The organism is Variovorax soli, from assembly GCF_031454625.1.
GTDB classification, from domain to species: Bacteria; Pseudomonadota; Gammaproteobacteria; order Burkholderiales; family Burkholderiaceae_C; genus Variovorax; species Variovorax soli_A.
Map to the genome: position 1 here is coordinate 392,978 of NZ_JAVDRF010000001.1, position 17,859 is coordinate 410,836.

General features: G+C 66.8%; 21 protein-coding genes. 15 read left to right on the plus strand and 6 right to left on the minus strand.

Features of this window, described 5'->3' with window-relative positions; translation table 11 throughout:
* Nucleotides 1-55: 55 nt before the first annotated feature.
* A complete protein-coding gene (locus J2739_RS01890; protein WP_405053815.1) occupies nucleotides 56-1,522 on the plus strand; it encodes a tripartite tricarboxylate transporter permease in 1,467 nt (488 codons plus the stop codon).
* Between the two features lie 9 nt (nucleotides 1,523-1,531).
* Here J2739_RS01890 and J2739_RS01895 read toward each other — a convergent pair whose 3' ends face one another.
* Nucleotides 1,532-2,434, minus strand: a complete 903-nt coding sequence (locus J2739_RS01895) for an EamA family transporter (RefSeq protein ID WP_309898007.1) — start codon at nucleotides 2,432-2,434, stop codon at nucleotides 1,532-1,534.
* A 71-nt stretch (nucleotides 2,435-2,505) separates the two neighbouring features.
* Between J2739_RS01895 and J2739_RS01900 the strand changes: the two genes are divergently transcribed.
* Complete coding sequence (locus J2739_RS01900) at nucleotides 2,506-3,018, plus strand: MarR family winged helix-turn-helix transcriptional regulator (protein WP_309898008.1); 513 nt, start codon at nucleotides 2,506-2,508, stop codon at nucleotides 3,016-3,018.
* A gap of 3 nt (nucleotides 3,019-3,021) precedes the next feature.
* Complete coding sequence (locus tag J2739_RS01905; protein WP_309898009.1) at nucleotides 3,022-3,681, plus strand: NUDIX hydrolase; 660 nt, start codon at nucleotides 3,022-3,024, stop codon at nucleotides 3,679-3,681.
* 15 nt (nucleotides 3,682-3,696) lie between these two features.
* Here J2739_RS01905 and J2739_RS01910 read toward each other — a convergent pair whose 3' ends face one another.
* Nucleotides 3,697-4,644, minus strand: coding sequence for a LysR family transcriptional regulator (locus J2739_RS01910; protein ID WP_309898010.1), 948 nt, complete (start codon nucleotides 4,642-4,644; stop codon nucleotides 3,697-3,699).
* 115 nt (nucleotides 4,645-4,759) lie between these two features.
* Here J2739_RS01910 and J2739_RS01915 point away from each other — a divergent pair, with 115 nt between their 5' ends.
* From J2739_RS01915 to J2739_RS01930, 4 genes are all read left to right on the plus strand, one after another.
* Complete coding sequence (locus J2739_RS01915; RefSeq protein ID WP_309898011.1) at nucleotides 4,760-6,325, plus strand: AMP-binding protein; 1,566 nt, start codon at nucleotides 4,760-4,762, stop codon at nucleotides 6,323-6,325.
* Between the two features lie 16 nt (nucleotides 6,326-6,341).
* Nucleotides 6,342-7,562, plus strand: a complete 1,221-nt coding sequence (locus J2739_RS01920; RefSeq protein WP_309898012.1) for an acyl-CoA dehydrogenase family protein — start codon at nucleotides 6,342-6,344, stop codon at nucleotides 7,560-7,562.
* 31 nt (nucleotides 7,563-7,593) lie between these two features.
* Complete coding sequence (locus tag J2739_RS01925) at nucleotides 7,594-8,577, plus strand: Bug family tripartite tricarboxylate transporter substrate binding protein (RefSeq protein ID WP_309898013.1); 984 nt, start codon at nucleotides 7,594-7,596, stop codon at nucleotides 8,575-8,577.
* A gap of 69 nt (nucleotides 8,578-8,646) precedes the next feature.
* Nucleotides 8,647-8,871 carry an oxidoreductase-like domain-containing protein gene (locus J2739_RS01930; RefSeq protein ID WP_309898014.1) on the plus strand — a complete coding sequence of 75 codons (225 nt, stop codon included), beginning with the start codon at nucleotides 8,647-8,649 and terminating at the stop codon, nucleotides 8,869-8,871.
* Between the two features lie 496 nt (nucleotides 8,872-9,367).
* Here the strand turns inward: J2739_RS01930 and J2739_RS01935 are convergent, their stop codons facing one another.
* Nucleotides 9,368-9,670, minus strand: a complete 303-nt coding sequence (locus J2739_RS01935; protein ID WP_309898015.1) for a DUF5676 family membrane protein — start codon at nucleotides 9,668-9,670, stop codon at nucleotides 9,368-9,370.
* 129 nt (nucleotides 9,671-9,799) lie between these two features.
* Here J2739_RS01935 and J2739_RS01940 point away from each other — a divergent pair, with 129 nt between their 5' ends.
* From J2739_RS01940 to J2739_RS01970, 7 genes are all read left to right on the plus strand, one after another.
* A complete protein-coding gene (locus J2739_RS01940) occupies nucleotides 9,800-10,192 on the plus strand; it encodes a hypothetical protein (protein WP_309898016.1) in 393 nt (130 codons plus the stop codon).
* A gap of 17 nt (nucleotides 10,193-10,209) precedes the next feature.
* Entirely contained in the window at nucleotides 10,210-10,458 is a 249-nt protein-coding gene (locus tag J2739_RS01945) for a DUF2933 domain-containing protein (RefSeq protein ID WP_309898017.1), read from the plus strand.
* Nucleotides 10,439-11,104: a methyltransferase family protein gene (locus J2739_RS01950; protein WP_309898018.1), complete on the plus strand. Its 666-nt coding sequence runs from the start codon at nucleotides 10,439-10,441 to the stop codon at nucleotides 11,102-11,104. Before J2739_RS01945 ends, J2739_RS01950 begins: the two co-directional genes overlap by 20 nt.
* Nucleotides 11,079-11,366, plus strand: a complete 288-nt coding sequence (locus tag J2739_RS01955; protein ID WP_309898019.1) for a hypothetical protein — start codon at nucleotides 11,079-11,081, stop codon at nucleotides 11,364-11,366. Before J2739_RS01950 ends, J2739_RS01955 begins: the two co-directional genes overlap by 26 nt.
* 67 nt (nucleotides 11,367-11,433) lie before the next feature.
* Nucleotides 11,434-11,580, plus strand: coding sequence for a hypothetical protein (locus J2739_RS01960; RefSeq protein ID WP_309898020.1), 147 nt, complete (start codon nucleotides 11,434-11,436; stop codon nucleotides 11,578-11,580).
* Between the two features lie 113 nt (nucleotides 11,581-11,693).
* Nucleotides 11,694-12,122 (plus strand): YybH family protein, encoded by a 429-nt coding sequence (locus J2739_RS01965; RefSeq protein ID WP_309898021.1) that lies wholly within the window; start codon nucleotides 11,694-11,696, stop codon nucleotides 12,120-12,122.
* A 532-nt stretch (nucleotides 12,123-12,654) separates the two neighbouring features.
* Nucleotides 12,655-13,101: a nuclear transport factor 2 family protein gene (locus J2739_RS01970; protein WP_309898022.1), complete on the plus strand. Its 447-nt coding sequence runs from the start codon at nucleotides 12,655-12,657 to the stop codon at nucleotides 13,099-13,101.
* 175 nt (nucleotides 13,102-13,276) lie between these two features.
* Here the strand turns inward: J2739_RS01970 and J2739_RS01975 are convergent, their stop codons facing one another.
* Nucleotides 13,277-13,894, minus strand: a complete 618-nt coding sequence (locus tag J2739_RS01975; protein WP_309898023.1) for a YdeI/OmpD-associated family protein — start codon at nucleotides 13,892-13,894, stop codon at nucleotides 13,277-13,279.
* A 280-nt stretch (nucleotides 13,895-14,174) separates the two neighbouring features.
* Between J2739_RS01975 and J2739_RS01980 the strand changes: the two genes are divergently transcribed.
* Nucleotides 14,175-15,230: a DMT family transporter gene (locus J2739_RS01980; protein WP_309898024.1), complete on the plus strand. Its 1,056-nt coding sequence runs from the start codon at nucleotides 14,175-14,177 to the stop codon at nucleotides 15,228-15,230.
* Nucleotides 15,231-15,371: 141 nt separating this feature from the next.
* On the opposite strand, the gene J2739_RS01985 is transcribed toward J2739_RS01980, so the two are convergent.
* Both J2739_RS01985 and J2739_RS01990 read right to left on the minus strand, forming a co-directional pair.
* Entirely contained in the window at nucleotides 15,372-15,992 is a 621-nt protein-coding gene (locus tag J2739_RS01985; RefSeq protein WP_309898025.1) for a 3-keto-alpha-glucoside-1,2-lyase-like domain-containing protein, read from the minus strand.
* A 64-nt stretch (nucleotides 15,993-16,056) separates the two neighbouring features.
* The gene (locus tag J2739_RS01990) at nucleotides 16,057-17,598 is read right to left on the minus strand and encodes an FAD-dependent oxidoreductase (RefSeq protein WP_309898026.1); all 1,542 of its coding nucleotides are present in this window, start codon (nucleotides 17,596-17,598) and stop codon (nucleotides 16,057-16,059) included.
* Nucleotides 17,599-17,859 lie beyond the last annotated feature (261 nt).

The following is a 17,859-nucleotide window of genomic DNA, read 5'->3' on the forward strand; positions in this document are numbered from 1 at the left end:
AACTCTTCGAACATCTCGCCCTCGGCTTCCACGCCGCCTTCACGCCGCCTTCACGCTGCAGAACCTGGCCTATGCCTTCGTCGGCTGCCTGCTGGGCACGCTGATCGGCGTGCTGCCGGGCATCGGCCCGGTCGCCACCATCGCCATGCTGCTGCCGGCCACCTACGCGCTGCCGCCGGCGGCCGCGCTGATCATGCTGGCCGGCATCTACTACGGCTCGCAGTACGGCGGCTCCACCACCGCGATCCTGGTCAACCTGCCGGGCGAGTCCTCGTCGGTGGTGACCGTCATCGATGGCCACCAGATGGCCAAGCAGGGGAGAGGAGGGGCCGCGCTCGCGGCGGCCGGCCTGGGCTCCTTCTTCGCCGGCTGCGTGGGCACGCTCATCCTGGCCGCCTTCGCGCCGCCGCTGACTGAATTGGCCTTCAAGTTCGGCCCGGCCGAGTACTTCTCGCTGATGGTGCTGGGCCTGATCGGCGCCGTGGTGCTGGCCTCGGGCTCGCTGCTCAAGGCGATCTGCATGATCGTGCTGGGCCTGCTGATCGGCCTGGTCGGCACCGACGTCAACTCGGGCGTCGCGCGCTACAGCTTCGACATTCCCGAGCTGACCGACGGCATCAGCTTCATCGCGATCGCGATGGGCGTGTTCGGCTATGGCGAGATCATCTCCAACCTGGCGCAGCCGGAGCACGATCGCGAGGTCTACACCGCGAAGGTGCAGGGCCTGTGGCCGACCCGGGACGACTTCAGGAACATGCTGCCCGCGGTGCTGCGCGGCACCACGCTGGGCTGCTCGCTGGGCATCCTTCCGGGCGGCGGTTCGCTGCTGTCGGCCTTTGCCTCGTACACGCTGGAGAAGAAGCTCAGGCTGCGTGCCGGCGAGATCCCGTTCGGCAAGGGCAACATCCGCGGCGTGGCCGGGCCCGAGTCGGCCAACAACGCGGGCGCGCAGACCTCCTTCATTCCGCTGCTCACGCTCGGCATCCCGGGCAATCCGGTGATGGCGCTGATGGTCGGCGCCATGACCATCCACAACATCCAGCCGGGCCCGCAGGTGATGACCAGCAACCCCGAGCTGTTCTGGGGCCTGATCGCTTCCATGTGGATCGGCAACCTGATGCTGATCGTGCTCAACCTGCCGCTGATCGGCATCTGGATCAAGCTGCTGTCGATCCCCTACCGCTGGCTGTTCCCGGCCATCGTGCTGTTCTGCGCGATCGGCGTGTACTCGACCAACAACAACACCTTCGATGTCTGGATGGTGGGCCTGTTCGGCGTCGTCGGCTACGCCTTCAACAAGCTGGGCTGCGAGCCGGCACCGCTGCTGCTCGGGCTGATCCTCGGTCCGATGATGGAAGAGAACCTGCGGCGCGCGCTGCTGCTGTCGCGAGGCTCGTGGAGCGTGCTCGTCACACGGCCGATTTCCGCCGGGCTGCTGATCGTCGCCGCGATGCTGCTCGTCATCGTGCTCATGCCGGCCGTGAAGTCCAAGCGCGAAGAGGCCTTCGTCGAAGAGGGCTGAGGCCTTAGCTCACCCCGCTTCCTGCAAGGCCGGCGAGCGCCCCGTCGCGCTCATCGCCCACTGCACCGCCAGGATGCTGACGAGCACCGCGACCAGCCCCACGAACGAAAGCCCGCGCATCGCCTGCCCCAGCAGCGCCCACCCCAGCACCACCGCCGTCAGCGGGCTCAGCAGCCCGAGCGAGGACACCGCCACCGGCGACAGCCGCGCGATGCCGCGGAACCACAGCGCATAGGCGACCAGCGCGCCGACGATGGAGAGATAGGCATAGGCCCCGACCTGGGTGGCGGTCAGCACCGGCAGCGGCGGATCGAAGGCCCAGGTCATCGGCAGCAGGATCAGCCCGCCCAGCAACAGCTGCCAGCCCGTGAGCGCCAGCACCGGCATGCGCGGCTGCCAGCGCCGCGTCAGATAGGTGCCGGTGGCCATCAGCGCGGCGCCGCCCAGCGCCGCTGCGATGCCGACCGCGTCCCACGCCGAGCCCGGCGAGAGCAACAACGCCGCCATCCCCGCGATGCCCAGCACCGCCGCGCCCACTGCCAGCTGCGGCGGGCGCCGATGGTCCAGTGCCCACGCCAGCCCCATCACCAGCAAGGGCTGGATCGCGCCCACCACCGCGGCCAGCCCGCCCGGCAGCCGGTACGCGGCCACGAACAGCAGCGCCTGGAAGAAGCCGATGTTGAGTGCCGAGAGCACCAGCACCCGCAACCATTCGCCCTGCGCGGGCAGGCGGCGGACGAACAGCACCAGCAGCAGCCCCGCCGGCAGCGCGCGCAGCAGCGCCGCGGTAAAGGGCCGGTCCGGCGGCAGCAGTTCGGTAGTGACGATGTAGGTCGAGCCCCAGATGGCCGGCGCCAAGGCGGTCAGCAGGACGTCGCCCCAGGCGACGGAAGCACGGTGGCTGGAAGACATGATTTATCTCTAGTTCAAGATAAATCGAGCGTAGCAGATAATCTCGACTTCAAGATAAAAGGGTCTCTTCAATGGCTGCGAAGAAGCGGGCCGCCGACGCGGTCGATGCGATCCTCGACCAGTGGCGCCGCGAGCGCCCCGACCTGGACGTGGGCGCGATGGGCATCATCGGCCGCATCAAGCGCTGCGCCGCGCTGCTGCAGCGCGAGCTCGACCGCTGCTTCTCCGACTTCGGCATGACGCGCTGGGAGTTCGACGTCCTGGCCACGCTGCGCCGCTCGGGCGCGCCCTATTGCCTGGCGCCCACGGAGCTCTTCTCGTCGCTGATGATCAGCTCCGGCACGATGACCCACCGCCTCAAGGGCCTGGAGTCGCGCGGCCTGATCAAGCGCGTGCCCAACCGCGACGACGCGCGCAGCATGCTGGTGCAGCTGAATGCCGCGGGGCTGAAGCTCATCGATCGCGCGGTGGACGCTCACGTGGCCAACGAGCAGCGCCTGCTGGCCTCGATCAATTCCGCGGACCTCGCCGCGCTCGATGCGCGCCTGGCGATCCTGCTGGCCGCGCTGGAAACGAAGAAGTGACCCATGCTGCTCGATGACCTGCTGCGCGCCTCGCTCGCCGAGCGCCTCCGCGGCTTCGAACGGCAAGCGCTTCCCGGGCCCGCTTCCAGGCGCGCGGCCGTCGCGCTGGCCATCGTCGAAGAAGGCTTCGGTGCCGTGCTGCCCGGCCTGCCTGCGCCGGCGTCGTGGAGCACCGAAGCCGCCGTGCTCCTCACGCGGCGCCCCTCGCACATGCGCAACCACCCGGGGCAATGGGCCCTGCCCGGCGGGAGCATCGACGGCGAAGAAACGCCCGAGCAGGCCGCGCTGCGCGAGCTGCACGAGGAGGTCGGCCTGGCACTCGACGAAGGCGCGGTCCTCGGCCGGCTCGACGACTTCGCGACGCACTCCGGCTTCGCGATCACGCCGGTCGTGGTCTGGGCCGGCGCTGCGCGTGCCCTGGTGCCGAGCGAGGCCGAGGTCGAGAGCATCCACCGCATCCCCATCGCCGAGTTCATGCGCGCGGACGCGCCGCTGCTCGACGCCATCGAGGACAGCGTGCACCCCGTGCTGCGCATGCCGGTGGGCGACACCTGGATCGCGGCGCCGACGGCGGCCTTCCTCTATCAGTTTCGCGAGTGGTGCATCGCCGGGCGCATGACGCGCGTGGCGCATTTCGAGCAGCCCTTGTTTGCGCGGAAGTAGCGGCGCGGCGGGCGCTCAGCCCCGCCCCGGCCTTTTCGCTCCGCGCCCGGTGGAGCCCGGCTCCGCGCGCGCCGTCTCCTGCAGCAGCTCCAGGAAGCGCTGCGCCAGCGGCGGCAGCGCCACCCCCTTGCGCGTCAGCGCGCCGATGGTGCGGGTGAAGCGCGCGTCCGCCATCGCCAGCGGCGCCAGTCCCGCGCCGTGCGCCGTGGCGAGCTGCGCTTCGCTCATGATCGACACCAGGTCGCTCTGCACCATCAGCGCGTTCAACAGCCCGCCCGCCGTGTTGCTGACCTCCACCAGCACGCGCGGCGGCGGCAGCCCGCCCTCGGCCAGCCGGCCCTCCACGCTGCGGCGCGCCGCCACCGCCGGCCCGGGAAGAATCCATTGCGCGTCGACCAGGTCCGCGAGCCGCAGCCGCCGCTTCGACAACAGCGGATGGTGCTCCCGCACCACGAGGCACAGCGCATCGTCCATCAGCGGCAGCGCCTGCAGGTCCGGCGGTATCGCGCCCGGCAGCGCGTTGACCGACAGGTCGATGTCGCCCAGCCGCAGCGCAGCGATCAGCGCATCGTTCAGGTTCAGCATCAGCCGCACCCGTGCCGCCGGCCGCTGCCGGTGCAGCGCCACCGTCGCCGGCACGAACAGGCGCTGCGCATACAGCGGCGACACGCCCACCCGCAGCAGGCCCAGCGCGCCGAGGTGCATGTCCGCGGCTTCCTTGATCGCATCGCCGAGGCTCGCGCGCAGCGCCTGCGTGCGCTCGCGGAACTGCGTCGCCACCGCCGTCAGTTGCATGCCGCGGCTGCTGCGCTCGAACAGCGGAAAGCCGATCTCCTTCTCGAGCCGTTGCAGCCCCTGCGTGATCGCCGGCTGCGACACGTTCAGCGCCGCCGCGGCCGCCCGGATCTTGCCGTGCGCGGCCACCGCCAGGAAGTAGTCGATGTCGTCGAGTCGCACGCCCATGTCCGTGTCTCCGAAGGCCCCGCCGGGTGATCACGCCAGCTTATCAAACGAGGCGGATCGCTTATCCAACAGGGGCCCTCCGCTTCCTAGACTTCAGGCCATAAGGAGACACCCCATGAACCTCGGCATGTACACCGCGCGCAGTGCGCGCTTCTGGGCCGACCGGCCCGCCATCCTGTTCCGCGACCGCGCCCTGACCTACGCGCAGCTCGAGCAGCGATCCAATCGACTGGCCCACGCCCTGCTCGCCCTGGGCCTGCAGCGCGGCGACCGCGTGACCGTGGCCGCGCCCAACCGGCCCGAGATCGTCGAGCTCGAATGCGCGCTCTACAAGGCCGGCCTGGTCAAGGTCGCGCTGAACGCGCGCCTGGCGCCGGCCGAGCTGGCCGATGCGCTCGCCAATGCCGAGCCCGCCGCCTGCTTTGCCGGCCCCGAACACCGCGGCATGGTCGACGAAGCTGCCGCCCAGGTCCCGGCGCTGCGCCATCGCATCGCCTTTTCCCCCGCGCCCGGCCAGGGCGGCTGGCTCGACTACGAAGCTCTGCTGGCCGGCGCCTCCGACGCGCACATCCACGTCGAGATGCGCCCCGACGAACTCGCCGTGCTGCACTACACCTCCGGCTCCACCGGCAAGCTCAAGGCCGCGATGCAGACCGTGGGCAACCGCATGGCCTCCCTGCGCAAGACCATCATGGGCCGCATGCATGCCCAGCGCGGCGACGTGCTCATGCTGTGCGGCCCCATCACCCACGCCAGCGGCATGTTCATCCAGCCCATGCTCTACCAGGGCGTCACCGTGCTGCTGATGGAGCGCTTCCAGCCGGCCGAGATCCTCGAGGCGATCGAGAAGCACAAGGTGACCATGTGCTTCTTCGTCCCCGCGATGATCAATGCCCTGCTCGCCGAGCCGAGCATCCGCACCCGCGACCTGAGCAGCCTGCGCCTGGTCACCTATGGCGCTGCGCCGATGTCGCCCTCGCGCATCCGCGAAGCCTGGGCCGCCTTCGGCCCCGTCCTGGCCCAGGGCTACGGCGCCGGCGAAACCACCGGCGGCGTCATCGCCCTGGGCATCGACGACCACGCGCTCGCCATCGAAGGCGGCCGCCCCGAGTTGCTGTCGGCCTGCGGCCGCCCCGCGTGCGAATCCGACGTGCAGGTGCTCGACGCCCAGGGCCGCCCGGTCGAAGGCGACGAGATCGGCGAGATCTGCGTGCGCGGCCCCGACGTCTTCGCCGGCTTCTGGCGCGCGCCCGAGCCCACCCGCGAGGCGCTCGGCGACGACGGCTGGCTGCACACCGGCGACCTCGCGCGCGTGGACCGCGAGGGCTACATCCACATCGTCGACCGCAAGAAGGAAATGCTCGTCTCCGGCGGCTTCAACGTCTATCCGACCGAGGTCGAGGCCGTGCTCGCGCAGCACGAGGCCGTGTACGAGGTCTGCGTCATCGGCGTGCCCGACGATCACTGGGGCGAGGCGGTCAAGGCCATCGTCGTCCTGCGCGAAGGCGCCCGCGCCGAGGCCGGCGAGCTGATGGACTTCTGCCGCGGCCGGCTCGCCGACTTCAAGCGCCCGCGCTCGGTCGACTTCACCGAGCACCTGCCCAAGAACGCCAACGGCAAGCTCTCACGCAAGGATGTGCGCGAGCCCTACTGGCGCGGCCGCGAGCGGCGTGTCAACTGAACCGAGGACCACCCCCATGGACGCCACCACCACCCCCAACCGCGCCGAGCGCCGCGCCGCCGCCGCGCCTTTCGAGGGCTCCGACGCCGCCCGCGAATTCATCGCCCGCGTCGAAGCCTTCATCCGCGACGAGCTGCAGCCCCTGGTCGCCGAGCACGGCATTACCTACGAATCGGGCGCCCCGCGCCCCCTGCTCGAACAGGTGTGGCGCCGCTCCTGCGACCAGGGCATCTACGGCGTCACCCTGCCCAAGTCGCTCGGCGGCGCCGGCTTCAGCGTGCTCGACCACTGCCTCATCAAGGAAGCCATCTACGCCAGCGGCTCCCCGCTGGCCGCGCACGTGCTCGGCGAGCTCTCCGGCCCGCCGCGCGTGGGCGCCCTGGCCAGGCAGGCCACGCCGGACCAGATGGCGCGCTTCATCCTGCCCGTGGCCCGCGCCGAGAAGGCCATCTGCTTCGCCATCACCGAGGCCGAGGCCGGCTCGGACGCCGGCGCCGTGCAGACCCGCGCCGAGCGCGTGGGGGACGAATTCGTGCTCAACGGCACCAAGCGCTTCATCTCCGGCTCGCCCTTCTGCGACATGGCCGTGGTCATCGCCTCCACCAGCGACGACCCCGCGCGCCGCGAGACCACCGCCTTCTTCGTCGAGCGCGACCGCCCCGGCTTCCGCGTCGAGAGCGGCTACAAGACCCTGGCCGGCCAGTCCGGCACCGGCAACATCGTGCTGACCGACTGCCGCATCCCCGCCGCCAACCTCATCGGCGAACAGGGCAAGGGCCTGGCGCTGGCACTCGGCCGCATCACCGTCAACCGCCTGCTGCACTGCCCGGCCATGCTCGGGCTCGCCCGCCTCGCCTTGCAGGATTCGATGGCCCATGCCACGCGGCGGCGCCAGTTCGGCCAGCCCATCGGCGCCTTCCAGGCCGTGCAGCACATGTTGGCCGACATGGCCACCGAGCTCGCCGCCGCCCGCGCGCTCATGCTCAGCGTGGCTCGCGTCCTCGACGCTGGCTGCGAGGCCCGCGCCGACGCCTCCATGGCCAAGCTCTTCTGTTCGGAGACGGCCTTCCGCATCGCCGACCGCGCCGTGCAGGTGCACGGTGGCGAGGGCATCGTCCAGGGCAGCCGCGTCGAGTTTTTGTTCCGCCTGCTGCGCATGTACCGCGTGCTCACGGGCACCAGTGAAATCCAGCGCAACACCATCGCCCGCGAGCTGCTGGGCGAGGCCGTGCGCTGAGCCGATGAAGACTTCAAAGGAGACAACGACCATGACCCGCATCACCCGCGCCGCCATCTCGGCCTTCCTCGCCGCCGGAGCTCTGCTCGCAGCCGCCGACGGCGCCCACGCGCAGCAGGACTTTCCCTCGCGCCCCATCAAGTGGATCGTGCCCTACCTCGCCGGCACCTCGCCCGACATCACCGTGCGGATCACCGGCGACGCCATGTCCAAGATCCTCGGCCAGCCCATCGTCGTCGAGAACCGCGGCGGCGTGGCCGGCAACCTGGGCGCGCAGCTCGCCGCCAAGGCGCCCGCCGACGGCTACACCTGGGTGTATTCCAGCTCGCCGATGGCCACCAACATGCGCATGTACCGCCACCCCGGCTTCGACGTGATGAAGGACTTCGTCCACGTGGGCCGCATCATGCAGTCGGATTCGGTCATCGTCGTCCATCCCGACGCGGGCATCGCCACCGTGAAGGACCTGGTCGAGCGCCTGCGCAAGAACCCCGGCAAGCTCGCCTATGCCTCCGGCGGCGTCGGCAGCCCCTCGCACATGGGCGCGGAGCTTTTGCTCGCGGCCACCAAGACCAAGGCGCTGCATGTGCCGTACAAGGGCGCCTCCGAGTCCACCAATGCGGTGGCCGGCAAGCAGGTCGACTTTGCCATCGCGCTCGTCGGCCCCTCGCTGCCCCACATCCAGGGCGGCAAGCTCAAGCCGCTGGCGGTGCTCTCGTCCAAGCGCAATGCGCGCCTCGACAAGGTGCCCACCCTGGCCGAGGCCGGCGTGCCCGGCATCGCGCTCGTCTCTTTCGGCGGCCTGGCCGTGCCCAAGGGCACCCCGGCCCCCGTGGTCAACAAGGTGCGCGATGCCCTGACCCAGGCCCTGGCCATGCCCGATGTGCGCGAGAGGCTCGAGGCCACCGGCGCATCGGTCGTGCCCAGCACGCCGGAGGAGTTTGCGCAGAGCCTGCAGGCGGAGATTGCGCTGACCGAGAAGTTGATGAAAGTGGCGAACATCGAGGCGCAGTAAGGCCGCAGGCGCGGGCCGCGGATGCCCGCGCGGCCACTGCGGCGACCGCGCGGCCGCTAGCATCGATGGGTGCCACTGCCTCCCGTCACCGATGCCTTCACGGCCCGCAAGGTCCTGCAACAGATCGAAGTCCGCCTTCGCGCCGAAGGCGTGGAAGGGTTTCGAGAGCCGCCGGAGGAACCCACCAGCTGCTGCGGGCGAGGCTGCGAAGGCTGCGTGTGGGAAGGCTACTTCGCGGCCGTGGGGTGGTGGCGGGACGATGCGCTGGCGATGCTGGCGCACAAGGGGGGCTGAGTGCTGCGGGCGTGTCTCCAGGCACATTTGGACAAGAAGAAGACATGACCCGTCCCGGCATCGCCCACTCTCTCTTGAACACTGCGGGAGTGTCCCGGTGTTCGTAGGCGGAGTCCCCACACTGTCAGTGTGATCGGGGTGGGCCCTCCGGCTTCCAAGTCGCCTTCCAGCTGATGAACTCCGTGCGTGGTGCTGTTCGCCTTGCGCACCTGCGCAATGCTGATGGCAATGCCTGCGATGAATCGGCGGACATCAGCGGCGTGCCGGCGCCGCCTGCCTGCCCGCGATGTGCCGGGCAGATGGTGCGAAGGACTGCAAAGAAGGGTGCGAATGCGGGCGAGTCTTTCTAGGGATGCGCCGCGTTTCCCAAATGCAGGGGCACTGCATGAAGGCGCATGAGGGTCGCGCATGAGGGGGTTGATGATTCTGGCGATCGTGTGCGTCTCGGTGTGGAAGGGATACGCGCATTTCGAGGAAAAGCGTCAAGCCAGACCGCCTACCCGCCCAGACGTTGGCGCAGCCACGCGAAGAAGGTGCCCGCGAGAAACGCCCACAATGCCATCACGACCACCGCTTCGACAAAGCCTCCCCACGCGAACGGCGCAGGCCGCATGAGCGGGGAGAAGTCAATGCCGTGGAACAGGCCGTTCATGAAGCTCAGAAACGGACCCGGTGCAGCAAGCCAGACCAGGGTGCACAGAACGTAGAACATTGCAACGGTCACGGCCAGCGCAACGCCTGTCCGCAGCGGTGCGAACACGGCACTGGCATCCTGAGTCGAAATTGATATCGAGCTCATGCGACTCTCCTTCGCGCCAACGACGCCACCGGCAAATCTACGCCTCTCCTGCCCCTCGGCTTTGATGCAAATCAAACTCGCTTGTCTGGCGACTGTGATACTCCCAACCATAGCCTTGGAGGTTTCCGTATGCGTTCATTCGTTGCACTTTGCGTTGCTGTGGGGATCTCAGGCTGCGCCGCGGCGCTGTCCGAACAGGACCACGCCGCGCATCACCCAGCAGGCGCCTCTGCGCCGGCAGTGACTCCCGCGCAGATGGACACGCGGATGAAGTCCATGCAGGAGATGCACGAAAAGATGATGGCCGCGAAGACGCCCCAGGAGCGCCAGGCGCTGATGGCCGAGCACATGAAGTCCATGCAGGGCGGCATGGCGATGATGGGTCAGATGAAAACGCCCGACGCCAAGGACGGCGACAAGTCCATGAGCCCCGAGATGATGGATAAGCGCATGGACATGATGGAAATGATGATGCAGATGATGATGGAGCGCGAAGCGGCCCGCACACCTGCGGGCAAATGAAAGACCGGGAGCCTGCCATGGACCATGAGCATCTCGAGCCGCCGTCCTTCTGGCGCTCGCCCGCTGGGCTGACGTTGCTGGTCGCCGCGGCGGTTGGCGGGTTCTACCTGGTCACCGAGCATACTGCCCACCTGTTCGGTGTTCTGCCGTACCTCTTCGTGCTGGCCTGTCCACTGATGCACGTGTTCATGCACCACGGACACGGCGGCGGCGGACATCAGCACGGCCAGCCCAGGAGCAACGACGATGAACAGCGCCACCAATGACTACGGCCTCTGGGGCCTTGTCGTTCTGAATTCCATCATCTTCGTCGGGTTCGCCTACAGCTTCTTCAAGCCGGCGAACCTGAGGGACTGGCGCAGCTTCGGAGCCTACTCCGCATTCATCGTGGCGCTGTTTGCTGAGATGTACGGCTTCCCGCTCACCATCTACCTGCTCTCGGGTTGGCTCGGTTCGAAGTTCCCGACCGTCAACCTGTTCGGGCACGATGCCGGGCATCTGTGGTGGCTGGCGACAGGCCAACACGGGAACCCGCACTTCGGAGCCTTCCACCTGTTGAGCTTTGTCTTTATCTTCGCAGGCTTCACGCTGCTGTCGAATGCATGGCATGTGCTGTACCAAGCCCAGCGCAGGCACCGGTTGGCCGTTGCAGGGCCCTACCGATTCGTTCGTCACCCGCAGTACGTCGGCTTCGTAGCCATCATGTTCGGCTTCCTGCTGCAGTGGCCGACGCTTCTGGGATTGGTGATGTTCCCGGTGCTGGTGGTGATGTACGTGCGCCTGGCCGCCTCCGAAGAGCGTGACTCCGAAGCCGCGTTCGGCGACGCGTGGCGCGAATATGCGGCGGTCACCCCTCGGTTCATACCGCACCTTTGGAAGGGCGACCATGACCGACCATTCCGCATCCATTAACGGGGCAGAACTCGCCTCGGGTCTCGGCGCCATCGTGCTGGGGGCCGGGCTGGCGTTGGTGCTGCCCCAGTGGCTGCGCAGCTATGCCCTGCCTCTGCTTGTAGGGGGAGTTCTGGTTCACGGCGTGGGTATGACGTTGAAGTACCGCTTCGAGTCCCGGAGCGGGCCGCAGCTGTGGTGGGAGCGAGCCCTCTTCTGGCTCTGCTGGGCCTGCCTCGTGGGCTTGGGCATTTGGATTGCAGCGGGCATTTCTACCCGCTAGTTCTTTCTCACTGAAGCTCTTCGCGCACGCTGATAGTGGTCTGTTGGCCGTTGCGCGGGGTGTTGCCATGACGAACGACGAAGTGGAAGGCGATCGGGAAGCACTGGACCTCCTGATCAGAGGGTTCCAGGTCTCACGGATGCTGCGCCTCGTGGCCGACCTGGGTTTGGCGGACAAGATCTCGCCAGCAGGCCGGAAAGGTGATTGCCCATGAGTCAAAGAGAAAGATTTGACTTTGTCGCTCATTGCGTAGTCAATGAGCGGTGGTGCGATTTGGAGCGAGACGCGCCGTTAGTTCCCCACGGGCATTAATGAAGGAGGTCAGTCATGTCAGCAGAAGACGAAATCCGCGAAGCGTCTCGACAGTTCTACGCCGGGTTGAGCCGCATGGCCAACGGGGAGAGCGGCGCACTGGTAGACATCTGGTCGCACAGCGCAGCCGTGACGACCATGCACCCGATCGGCGGTCGGGAAGTCGGCTGGGATGCAGTCGGGGAATCGTTTGACAAAGTAGCCCAACTGGCCTCAGACGGGAAGGTTGGTCTGAAGGATCAACTCATCCAGGTCGCCGGGGATGTGGCCTACGAAGTGGGCATCGAGCAAGGGCAGGTTAAGCTTGGAGGACAGCAGGTCACCCTCGAGCATCGCGTCACGAACATCTATCGGCGAGAAGCCGGAGCATGGAAACTTGTCCATCACCACACGGATATTTCTCCGGCGATGCTGGATGTTCTCAGCCGGTTGCCACCCCCGTAGGGACAAGCTGGGTTGGGCGACGGAGCCTTGGCTTGCGTTTGTTCAGCTCCTGTGTTGCGTCACCGGGGTCCGAGCCATGCGCTGGTAGCTCTACCTGCCGCGCTGAACGTCCGCTTGCCCAAATGTCGAGGTCCGAATTGGGCCCACCCGCGTCCTTCGCGCCTCATGGGTGAACTTCCGCAATCAGTCTTGAAGCGACTCTCGCTCGAGACAGCTTCGCAGCGCTTGCTGTCGGCTTCAGCGCACCATGACTTCACATTCGCCAGCAGCGATGTTTAACGAATGTGTTCCATCGATTGGTTGAATCCGCCCCCTTAAACACTCGCTGCTGGTGTTTCATCGGGGCTCCTGGACTTCGCCTTCCAAAGGCCGCGTCGGTGGTCTGACGCGCTCAGCAGCCACAGGCTCGTCAGCGCGCGGCCATCCCACGCTGGAGGTCGCAACCAACGCAACGCTGCCCTTGCCTTTCAGACGACCGCTGCCTATTATTTTTGCGAACCAGCCCCAACGCCACTTCTGCAGGAGAGACCCGATGAGCTATCGACTTTGCGCAGGCTTGTTCGTGGTCGTCTCCATCGCGGGCTGCGGCGCCCCCATCGGCTTTTCTCGACCTGACTCGGTTTCGATCTTTCGCCAGGCCATCGACGCCCGCAACCGCGGCGATCTGGATGGCTTGATGAAGTTCTTCGCCTCGGATGCCGTGCGAGAAGATGGATCGTGCAATCCCCCATGCGTTGGGGAGGCCGCCGTCAGGCGCGCGTTCGAAAAGAACATCGCAGAGCACTTCCAGGCGTCCCTCACTTCGGTGGAAGGCGCCGGCGACACCGTCACAGGGCGCGCGGAGATTCGCAGCGACGCATTCCGTGCCCAGGGGATAGACCACCGGACGACGAGCTACACGGTCAAGTTCAGGGACGGAAAGATCGTGCGCTGGGCCTCACCCTTGCCGGGAACACCGGCGCCGGCGTCGCCGAAGTGATGAGCCGCGACCGCGTAATGTCGCTGCTGTGAGCGCTTCGGTGCTCGGACCGCTTCACCAGCGCACACTCGCAAACGTCGGGCGTTGCTGCCCCATCACGGGCACTCCCCGCTCGCGACTGCATGAGCTCGGGCGGCTGCGCGCTGGCCCGAAAGACCACGCGTGAGACTCGCAGTCAGGCGTTGGCCTTGGGCTTGATGGCGTGGATGGTCTCGCCGCGCGCGAGCATCTCCACGAGCTGGGCGATGCGCTTGGCGCGCGTCTCGGCTTTCACGGCCGTCTGGATGCGCCACAGTACCGCGTAGCGATTGGCCGCGTCGATCGTTGCAAAGAAGGCCTTGGCCTTCGGCTCGGCGTCCAGCGCCTCCACCAAGTCCTCGGGCACCGCGGACGTGCGCGCTCCGTCGTAGGCCTTCGCCCAGCGTCCGTCGGCCTTGGCGGCCTCGATCTGCGCGTAGCCCGGCGCTTGCATGCGGCCCGCCTCGATGAGCGCCGCGGCCTTGTCGACGTTGATCTTCGACCAGGTGCTGCGCGCGCGCCGCGGCGTGAAGCGCTGGACAAAATGCTGGTGGTCGAGGCTCTTCTTCTGGCCGTCGATCCAGCCCCAACAGAGCGCAATCTCCACCGCCTCGGGGTAGGTGATGCAGGGTTCATCGGCGCCCCGCTTGCCGAGCTTGAGCCAGAGGCCGTCGGAAGTGGCGTGATGCTTCTTCAGCCAGGTCTCGAAAGCCTTGGCACTCTTGAACAAGGTCGGGGACGCGTCGGCTTGGATGGCGGATTGGGCGGCCGGCATCGCATGGAGTGTGCCGCAAGAGAGCCGGCGCGGCTTGCTGCACCGTGGCATGGGCCTTGGCTTTCTCCCCGGCGCCACGCAGCGGCCGTTGAGGGGGCCGCCCCGGCTCGCGCGCTAGACTTGCTGCGAGCAGTCTCCCTCGCAGATGCTTCATCGAGCCAGACCCCTTCGCCATGAGCTTCATCACGTTCCTTTCCAGTTGCGCAGAAGCAGCTCGTCGATGCGGCTGTTGAGTTGCGTTGGCGGTGACTGAGGCCGTGGGATCAAGAAAGTGATGCGCATGAAGCACTCGCATGTTCAGTGGCCCGCGCTGCGCGGTGGCCTGCTGGCTTTGCTCGCGGCGGCGCTTTTCGGCATCAGCACGCCACTGGTCCAGCGCTTCGGAAGTGGACTCGGAGCATTCACGACGGCGGCCCTGCTCTACGCGGGCGCTGCCATCGTCGGCGCGCTTTCTCGCCAGCACATCGAGAAGGAGGCGAGGCTGATGCGCGGCGACATCCCGCGCCTGCTGTCGATGGCAGCCTTCGGCGCCGTGCTGGGACCGGTCGCCTTGGCCTGGGGCCTGCAGCACACGAGCGGCACCGGTGCCTCGCTGATGCTTACTCTCGAAGCCCTGTTCACCGCCTTGCTGGCACGCGCCCTGTACGGCGAGACCATGGATCGCCGGGTCTGGGCTGCCATGATGCTTCTGCTCGCCGGCGGTATTGCGCTGGTGCTCGACCAGGGCCGCCAGGGCGGAAACCAGCTCTGGGGATTGCTGGCGGTGCTGCTGGCCACGATGGCGTGGGGCGCCGACAACACCTTGTCCCGTGCGCTGGCCGAGCGCGACCCCGCGCAGGTGGTCCTCGGCAAGGCAGTGCTCGGTGTCTGCGCCACTGCGGTTTTGGCGATCCTCTTCGGCGATCCACTGCCCACGCTTGGCGCAGCGATCGGTTTGCTCGTGGTTGGCGCAAGCGGCTACGGCCTGAGCCTGCGCTTCTACCTGCTGGCCCAACGGGCATTCGGCGCGGCGCGCACGGGCTCCGTGTTCGCCTTCGCGCCCTTCATCGGGGCCGCGCTCGCCATCGCACTGGGCGACCGCAGCGGGAGCTGGATCATGGCGGCCGGAGGCCTGCTGATGGTGCTGGGCGTGGCGCTGCACCTGGCCGAATCGCATGGGCACGTGCACGCGCATGAGACGCTTCAGCATGAACACGCGCACCGGCACGATGACGGCCACCACAATCACACGCACGACCCGATGCCAGTCGGCCCGCACAGCCACGAGCATGTGCATGAGCCGCTGAGCCACGCGCATCCGCACGTGCCGGATGCTCATCATCGGCACGAGCACTGATGGCGAATCCATGGAGCATCACCACCTTGACGTGAGCGCTACCGCTAACCAGCAGAGAAGAGCAGCGGCGCCGATCGCGAGGGTGACGGACGAAACGCCCCCGCCCTCGGCTCGACGGGTTGGACCGCCTTGCTGGCGGTGCTACTTGACGGACCCGTACGCGAAGTCGTCGAAAGCCGTCACGCTGTCGGCCTTGGTCCAGACACCGACGGCACCGAGACCTGAAATGTGCGGATCCTCGAACTTGATGGTGGTCTTGCCATCGAGGAGCACTGTGATTCGTGTGCCGACGAATTCCACGCGCAGGGTGTGCCAAGCGCCTGCCGATACGGGCGCATCAACGTACTTCAGCGTCCGTCTGGTGCCGCCTTGGGTGTAGTAGAGCGAAACGTTGTTTTCCAGCGCGTTGGCTCGCGCGACGTAGTAGTTGTTGCCATCTTTCCAGCGCCAGACCACGCCCCCCGCCCGATCCTCGCGGCCTCCGACAGGCTTGAACTTCACTTCGACAAAGCCATCGGCAATGGCCGAATCGCCGCGAACGCACCAGGGGAACGTGCCTGAGCCGGATTGCATGAGCACGTTGGGTGGACTTGGGGCGCCGACGTCCGCTTCGACGGTCCAGCGCGGACTGCCTCGGCCCGTGGTGCCGCAGGCCCAGCCAGCCGGCGAGCGGCCGACGGGGTCGGTGTCGAAGCTTGCCGTCTGCGCATGAGGCGCGCCGGCAGCAAGCATGAGGGCGGTGAGCACAATGCCGCGCTTCATGATGGCCTCGGCATCCAAAGGTTCATGAACACTGCGTGACGCGCGATCTCGCCTCCCGCTGACGTCAGGTAGAACTGGATGCCAGCAATTTTCCAGGTGCCAGAGGCACGCTTGCCGGGCCGTGCAACACTTCACCGTCCACACTGAAGCGAGAGGCGTGGCAAGGACAATCCCAGGATCTCTCGGCCGAATTCCACGCGACGACGCAGCCCAAATGGGTGCAGATGGCCGAGCGCACATGCAATGCGGCTGATTCATCTCTGTAGACGGCCAGTTTTGTGGTCCCTTGCCGTAGCACCGCACCTTCACCCGGCTTGATCTGCTCGACTTCCCTGACGTCGCCGCCGGTCACGAGTTCTTTGTATTGCGCGAGCGTATTGGCCTGCTCCTTGACGAAGTCACCCAAGCCATGGGTCGCCTTGCGCGATGGATCGTAAAGATCTGACCACGGATTGGCTCTTCCCATGATCATGTCCGTGATGGCGATGGCAGCCGCCGTGCAATGGGTCATTCCGGTGCCCGAGTCCCCGGTGATCAGGTAGACGTTTCCGTCGTCCATGGGGTTGGGGCCGAAATAGGCCACCCTGTCGGCCGGCTCCATCACTTGCCCCGACCAGCGGTGGGTCACCGCTCCCGCCATGGGAAACCGGTCGCGTACCCATTTCTCGATCTCGTCGTACCGATGCTCGGGGTGAGAGTCCTGGCCCACCTTGTGGTCTGCGCCACCAACGATCAGTGTGTCGGTCGAGGACCCCGATTCGGGGGAATCCAGTCGCAGGTAGTAATAGGGATCGCCCGTGTCCCACAACAGGATGCGCGGGAACGCGCCCTTGGGGATCTGGATGCCGATGACATAAGTCCGATAGCCCGACTGCTTCGTGTGCATGACCACGCGATCCATGAAGGGTGTGTTCGTCGCGACAACGACGGCGTTGGCCAGGATGTCGCCCTGCTCGGTCACGACGATCTGATTTGTACCTTTCCCCTTGATGTCCAGGGCGCGTGTATTGCAGTGGATTCGCACGCCCTGGCGCGAACATGCGTTGGCGACGCCGGCCAGGTACCGAACCGGATGGAACTGGCCTAATCCAGCATATTTGACGCATGGCCCGGTATCGAACGAGAGTCCTGAAACTCTCGGGAGCTTCTCGATCTCCACCCCCGCCCGGGTCGCCGAGTCCAGCTCCTTCTCCAACATCTCTCCGTCTTGCCCGGGCAAGCAGTACAGGTAGCCGTCCAGACGCTCGAAGCCGCAGTCAGGCGCTTCGGCCTTGGCGATGTCTTCGGCCAAGTCAGTCGCGGCGTGGAAGCTTGTCGCGACCTTGCGCGCGCCCTCGGCGCCGAAAGACTTCTCGATCGCGCAATAGAAGTCGTCCGGCGGCACGAACTGAGCGGTGGTGCGGCCGCTTTCCCCTGAGGCGAGTTCGAACGCTTCGATGAGTACCACGCTCTTACCTTCGCGCGACAGCAGGTAAGCGGTGGTCAGGCCGGCAATGCCGCCGCCGATGACGCAGACATCGGCCTGCGCCGGCCCGGCCAAGGGGGCAAACGAAGGCATGGCGGCGGAAGCCATCCAGAACGACGTTGAAGCACCATTGGTCTTCATCGTTATCTCCTGCCAGAGCGTTGCCTTTAGGGTGCCTGCGTGCGCTTGAGCTCGTCGATGAATCGCACGCCTTCGCGCCTTACATGCGAAGCCAGCGGAGGCGGAATGATCGATTTGATCTTGCCCGCGTAAATGCCTGAGGCCAGCGGATCATTGGCCTAGGGAGAATTGTCAAAGCGGGTTGCGAGGCGTCTGTCGCTCGGTAATAGAACGCCTTGTCAGATGCAGGACGCAGCCTATGTAGGGCGCACGCTGACTGAC

Bases quoted from the DNA above. Each gene is read 5' to 3' on its own strand.
- J2739_RS01895 (WP_309898007.1), bottom strand. From the start codon at position 2,434: ATGTCTTCCAGCCACCGTGCTTCCGTCGCCTGGGGCGACGTCCTGCTG.
- J2739_RS01900 (WP_309898008.1), top strand. From the start codon at position 2,506: ATGGCTGCGAAGAAGCGGGCCGCCGACGCGGTCGATGCGATCCTCGAC.
- J2739_RS01905 (WP_309898009.1), top strand. From the start codon at position 3,022: ATGCTGCTCGATGACCTGCTGCGCGCCTCGCTCGCCGAGCGCCTCCGC.
- J2739_RS01910 (WP_309898010.1), bottom strand. From the start codon at position 4,644: ATGGGCGTGCGACTCGACGACATCGACTACTTCCTGGCGGTGGCCGCG.
- J2739_RS01915 (WP_309898011.1), top strand. From the start codon at position 4,760: ATGAACCTCGGCATGTACACCGCGCGCAGTGCGCGCTTCTGGGCCGAC.
- J2739_RS01920 (WP_309898012.1), top strand. From the start codon at position 6,342: ATGGACGCCACCACCACCCCCAACCGCGCCGAGCGCCGCGCCGCCGCC.
- J2739_RS01925 (WP_309898013.1), top strand. From the start codon at position 7,594: ATGACCCGCATCACCCGCGCCGCCATCTCGGCCTTCCTCGCCGCCGGA.
- J2739_RS01935 (WP_309898015.1), bottom strand. From the start codon at position 9,670: ATGAGCTCGATATCAATTTCGACTCAGGATGCCAGTGCCGTGTTCGCA.
- J2739_RS01940 (WP_309898016.1), top strand. From the start codon at position 9,800: ATGCGTTCATTCGTTGCACTTTGCGTTGCTGTGGGGATCTCAGGCTGC.
- J2739_RS01945 (WP_309898017.1), top strand. From the start codon at position 10,210: ATGGACCATGAGCATCTCGAGCCGCCGTCCTTCTGGCGCTCGCCCGCT.
- J2739_RS01950 (WP_309898018.1), top strand. From the start codon at position 10,439: ATGAACAGCGCCACCAATGACTACGGCCTCTGGGGCCTTGTCGTTCTG.
- J2739_RS01955 (WP_309898019.1), top strand. From the start codon at position 11,079: ATGACCGACCATTCCGCATCCATTAACGGGGCAGAACTCGCCTCGGGT.
- J2739_RS01960 (WP_309898020.1), top strand. From the start codon at position 11,434: ATGACGAACGACGAAGTGGAAGGCGATCGGGAAGCACTGGACCTCCTG.
- J2739_RS01965 (WP_309898021.1), top strand. From the start codon at position 11,694: ATGTCAGCAGAAGACGAAATCCGCGAAGCGTCTCGACAGTTCTACGCC.
- J2739_RS01970 (WP_309898022.1), top strand. From the start codon at position 12,655: ATGAGCTATCGACTTTGCGCAGGCTTGTTCGTGGTCGTCTCCATCGCG.
- J2739_RS01975 (WP_309898023.1), bottom strand. From the start codon at position 13,894: ATGCCGGCCGCCCAATCCGCCATCCAAGCCGACGCGTCCCCGACCTTG.
- J2739_RS01980 (WP_309898024.1), top strand. From the start codon at position 14,175: ATGAAGCACTCGCATGTTCAGTGGCCCGCGCTGCGCGGTGGCCTGCTG.
- J2739_RS01985 (WP_309898025.1), bottom strand. From the start codon at position 15,992: ATGAAGCGCGGCATTGTGCTCACCGCCCTCATGCTTGCTGCCGGCGCG.
- J2739_RS01990 (WP_309898026.1), bottom strand. From the start codon at position 17,598: ATGAAGACCAATGGTGCTTCAACGTCGTTCTGGATGGCTTCCGCCGCC.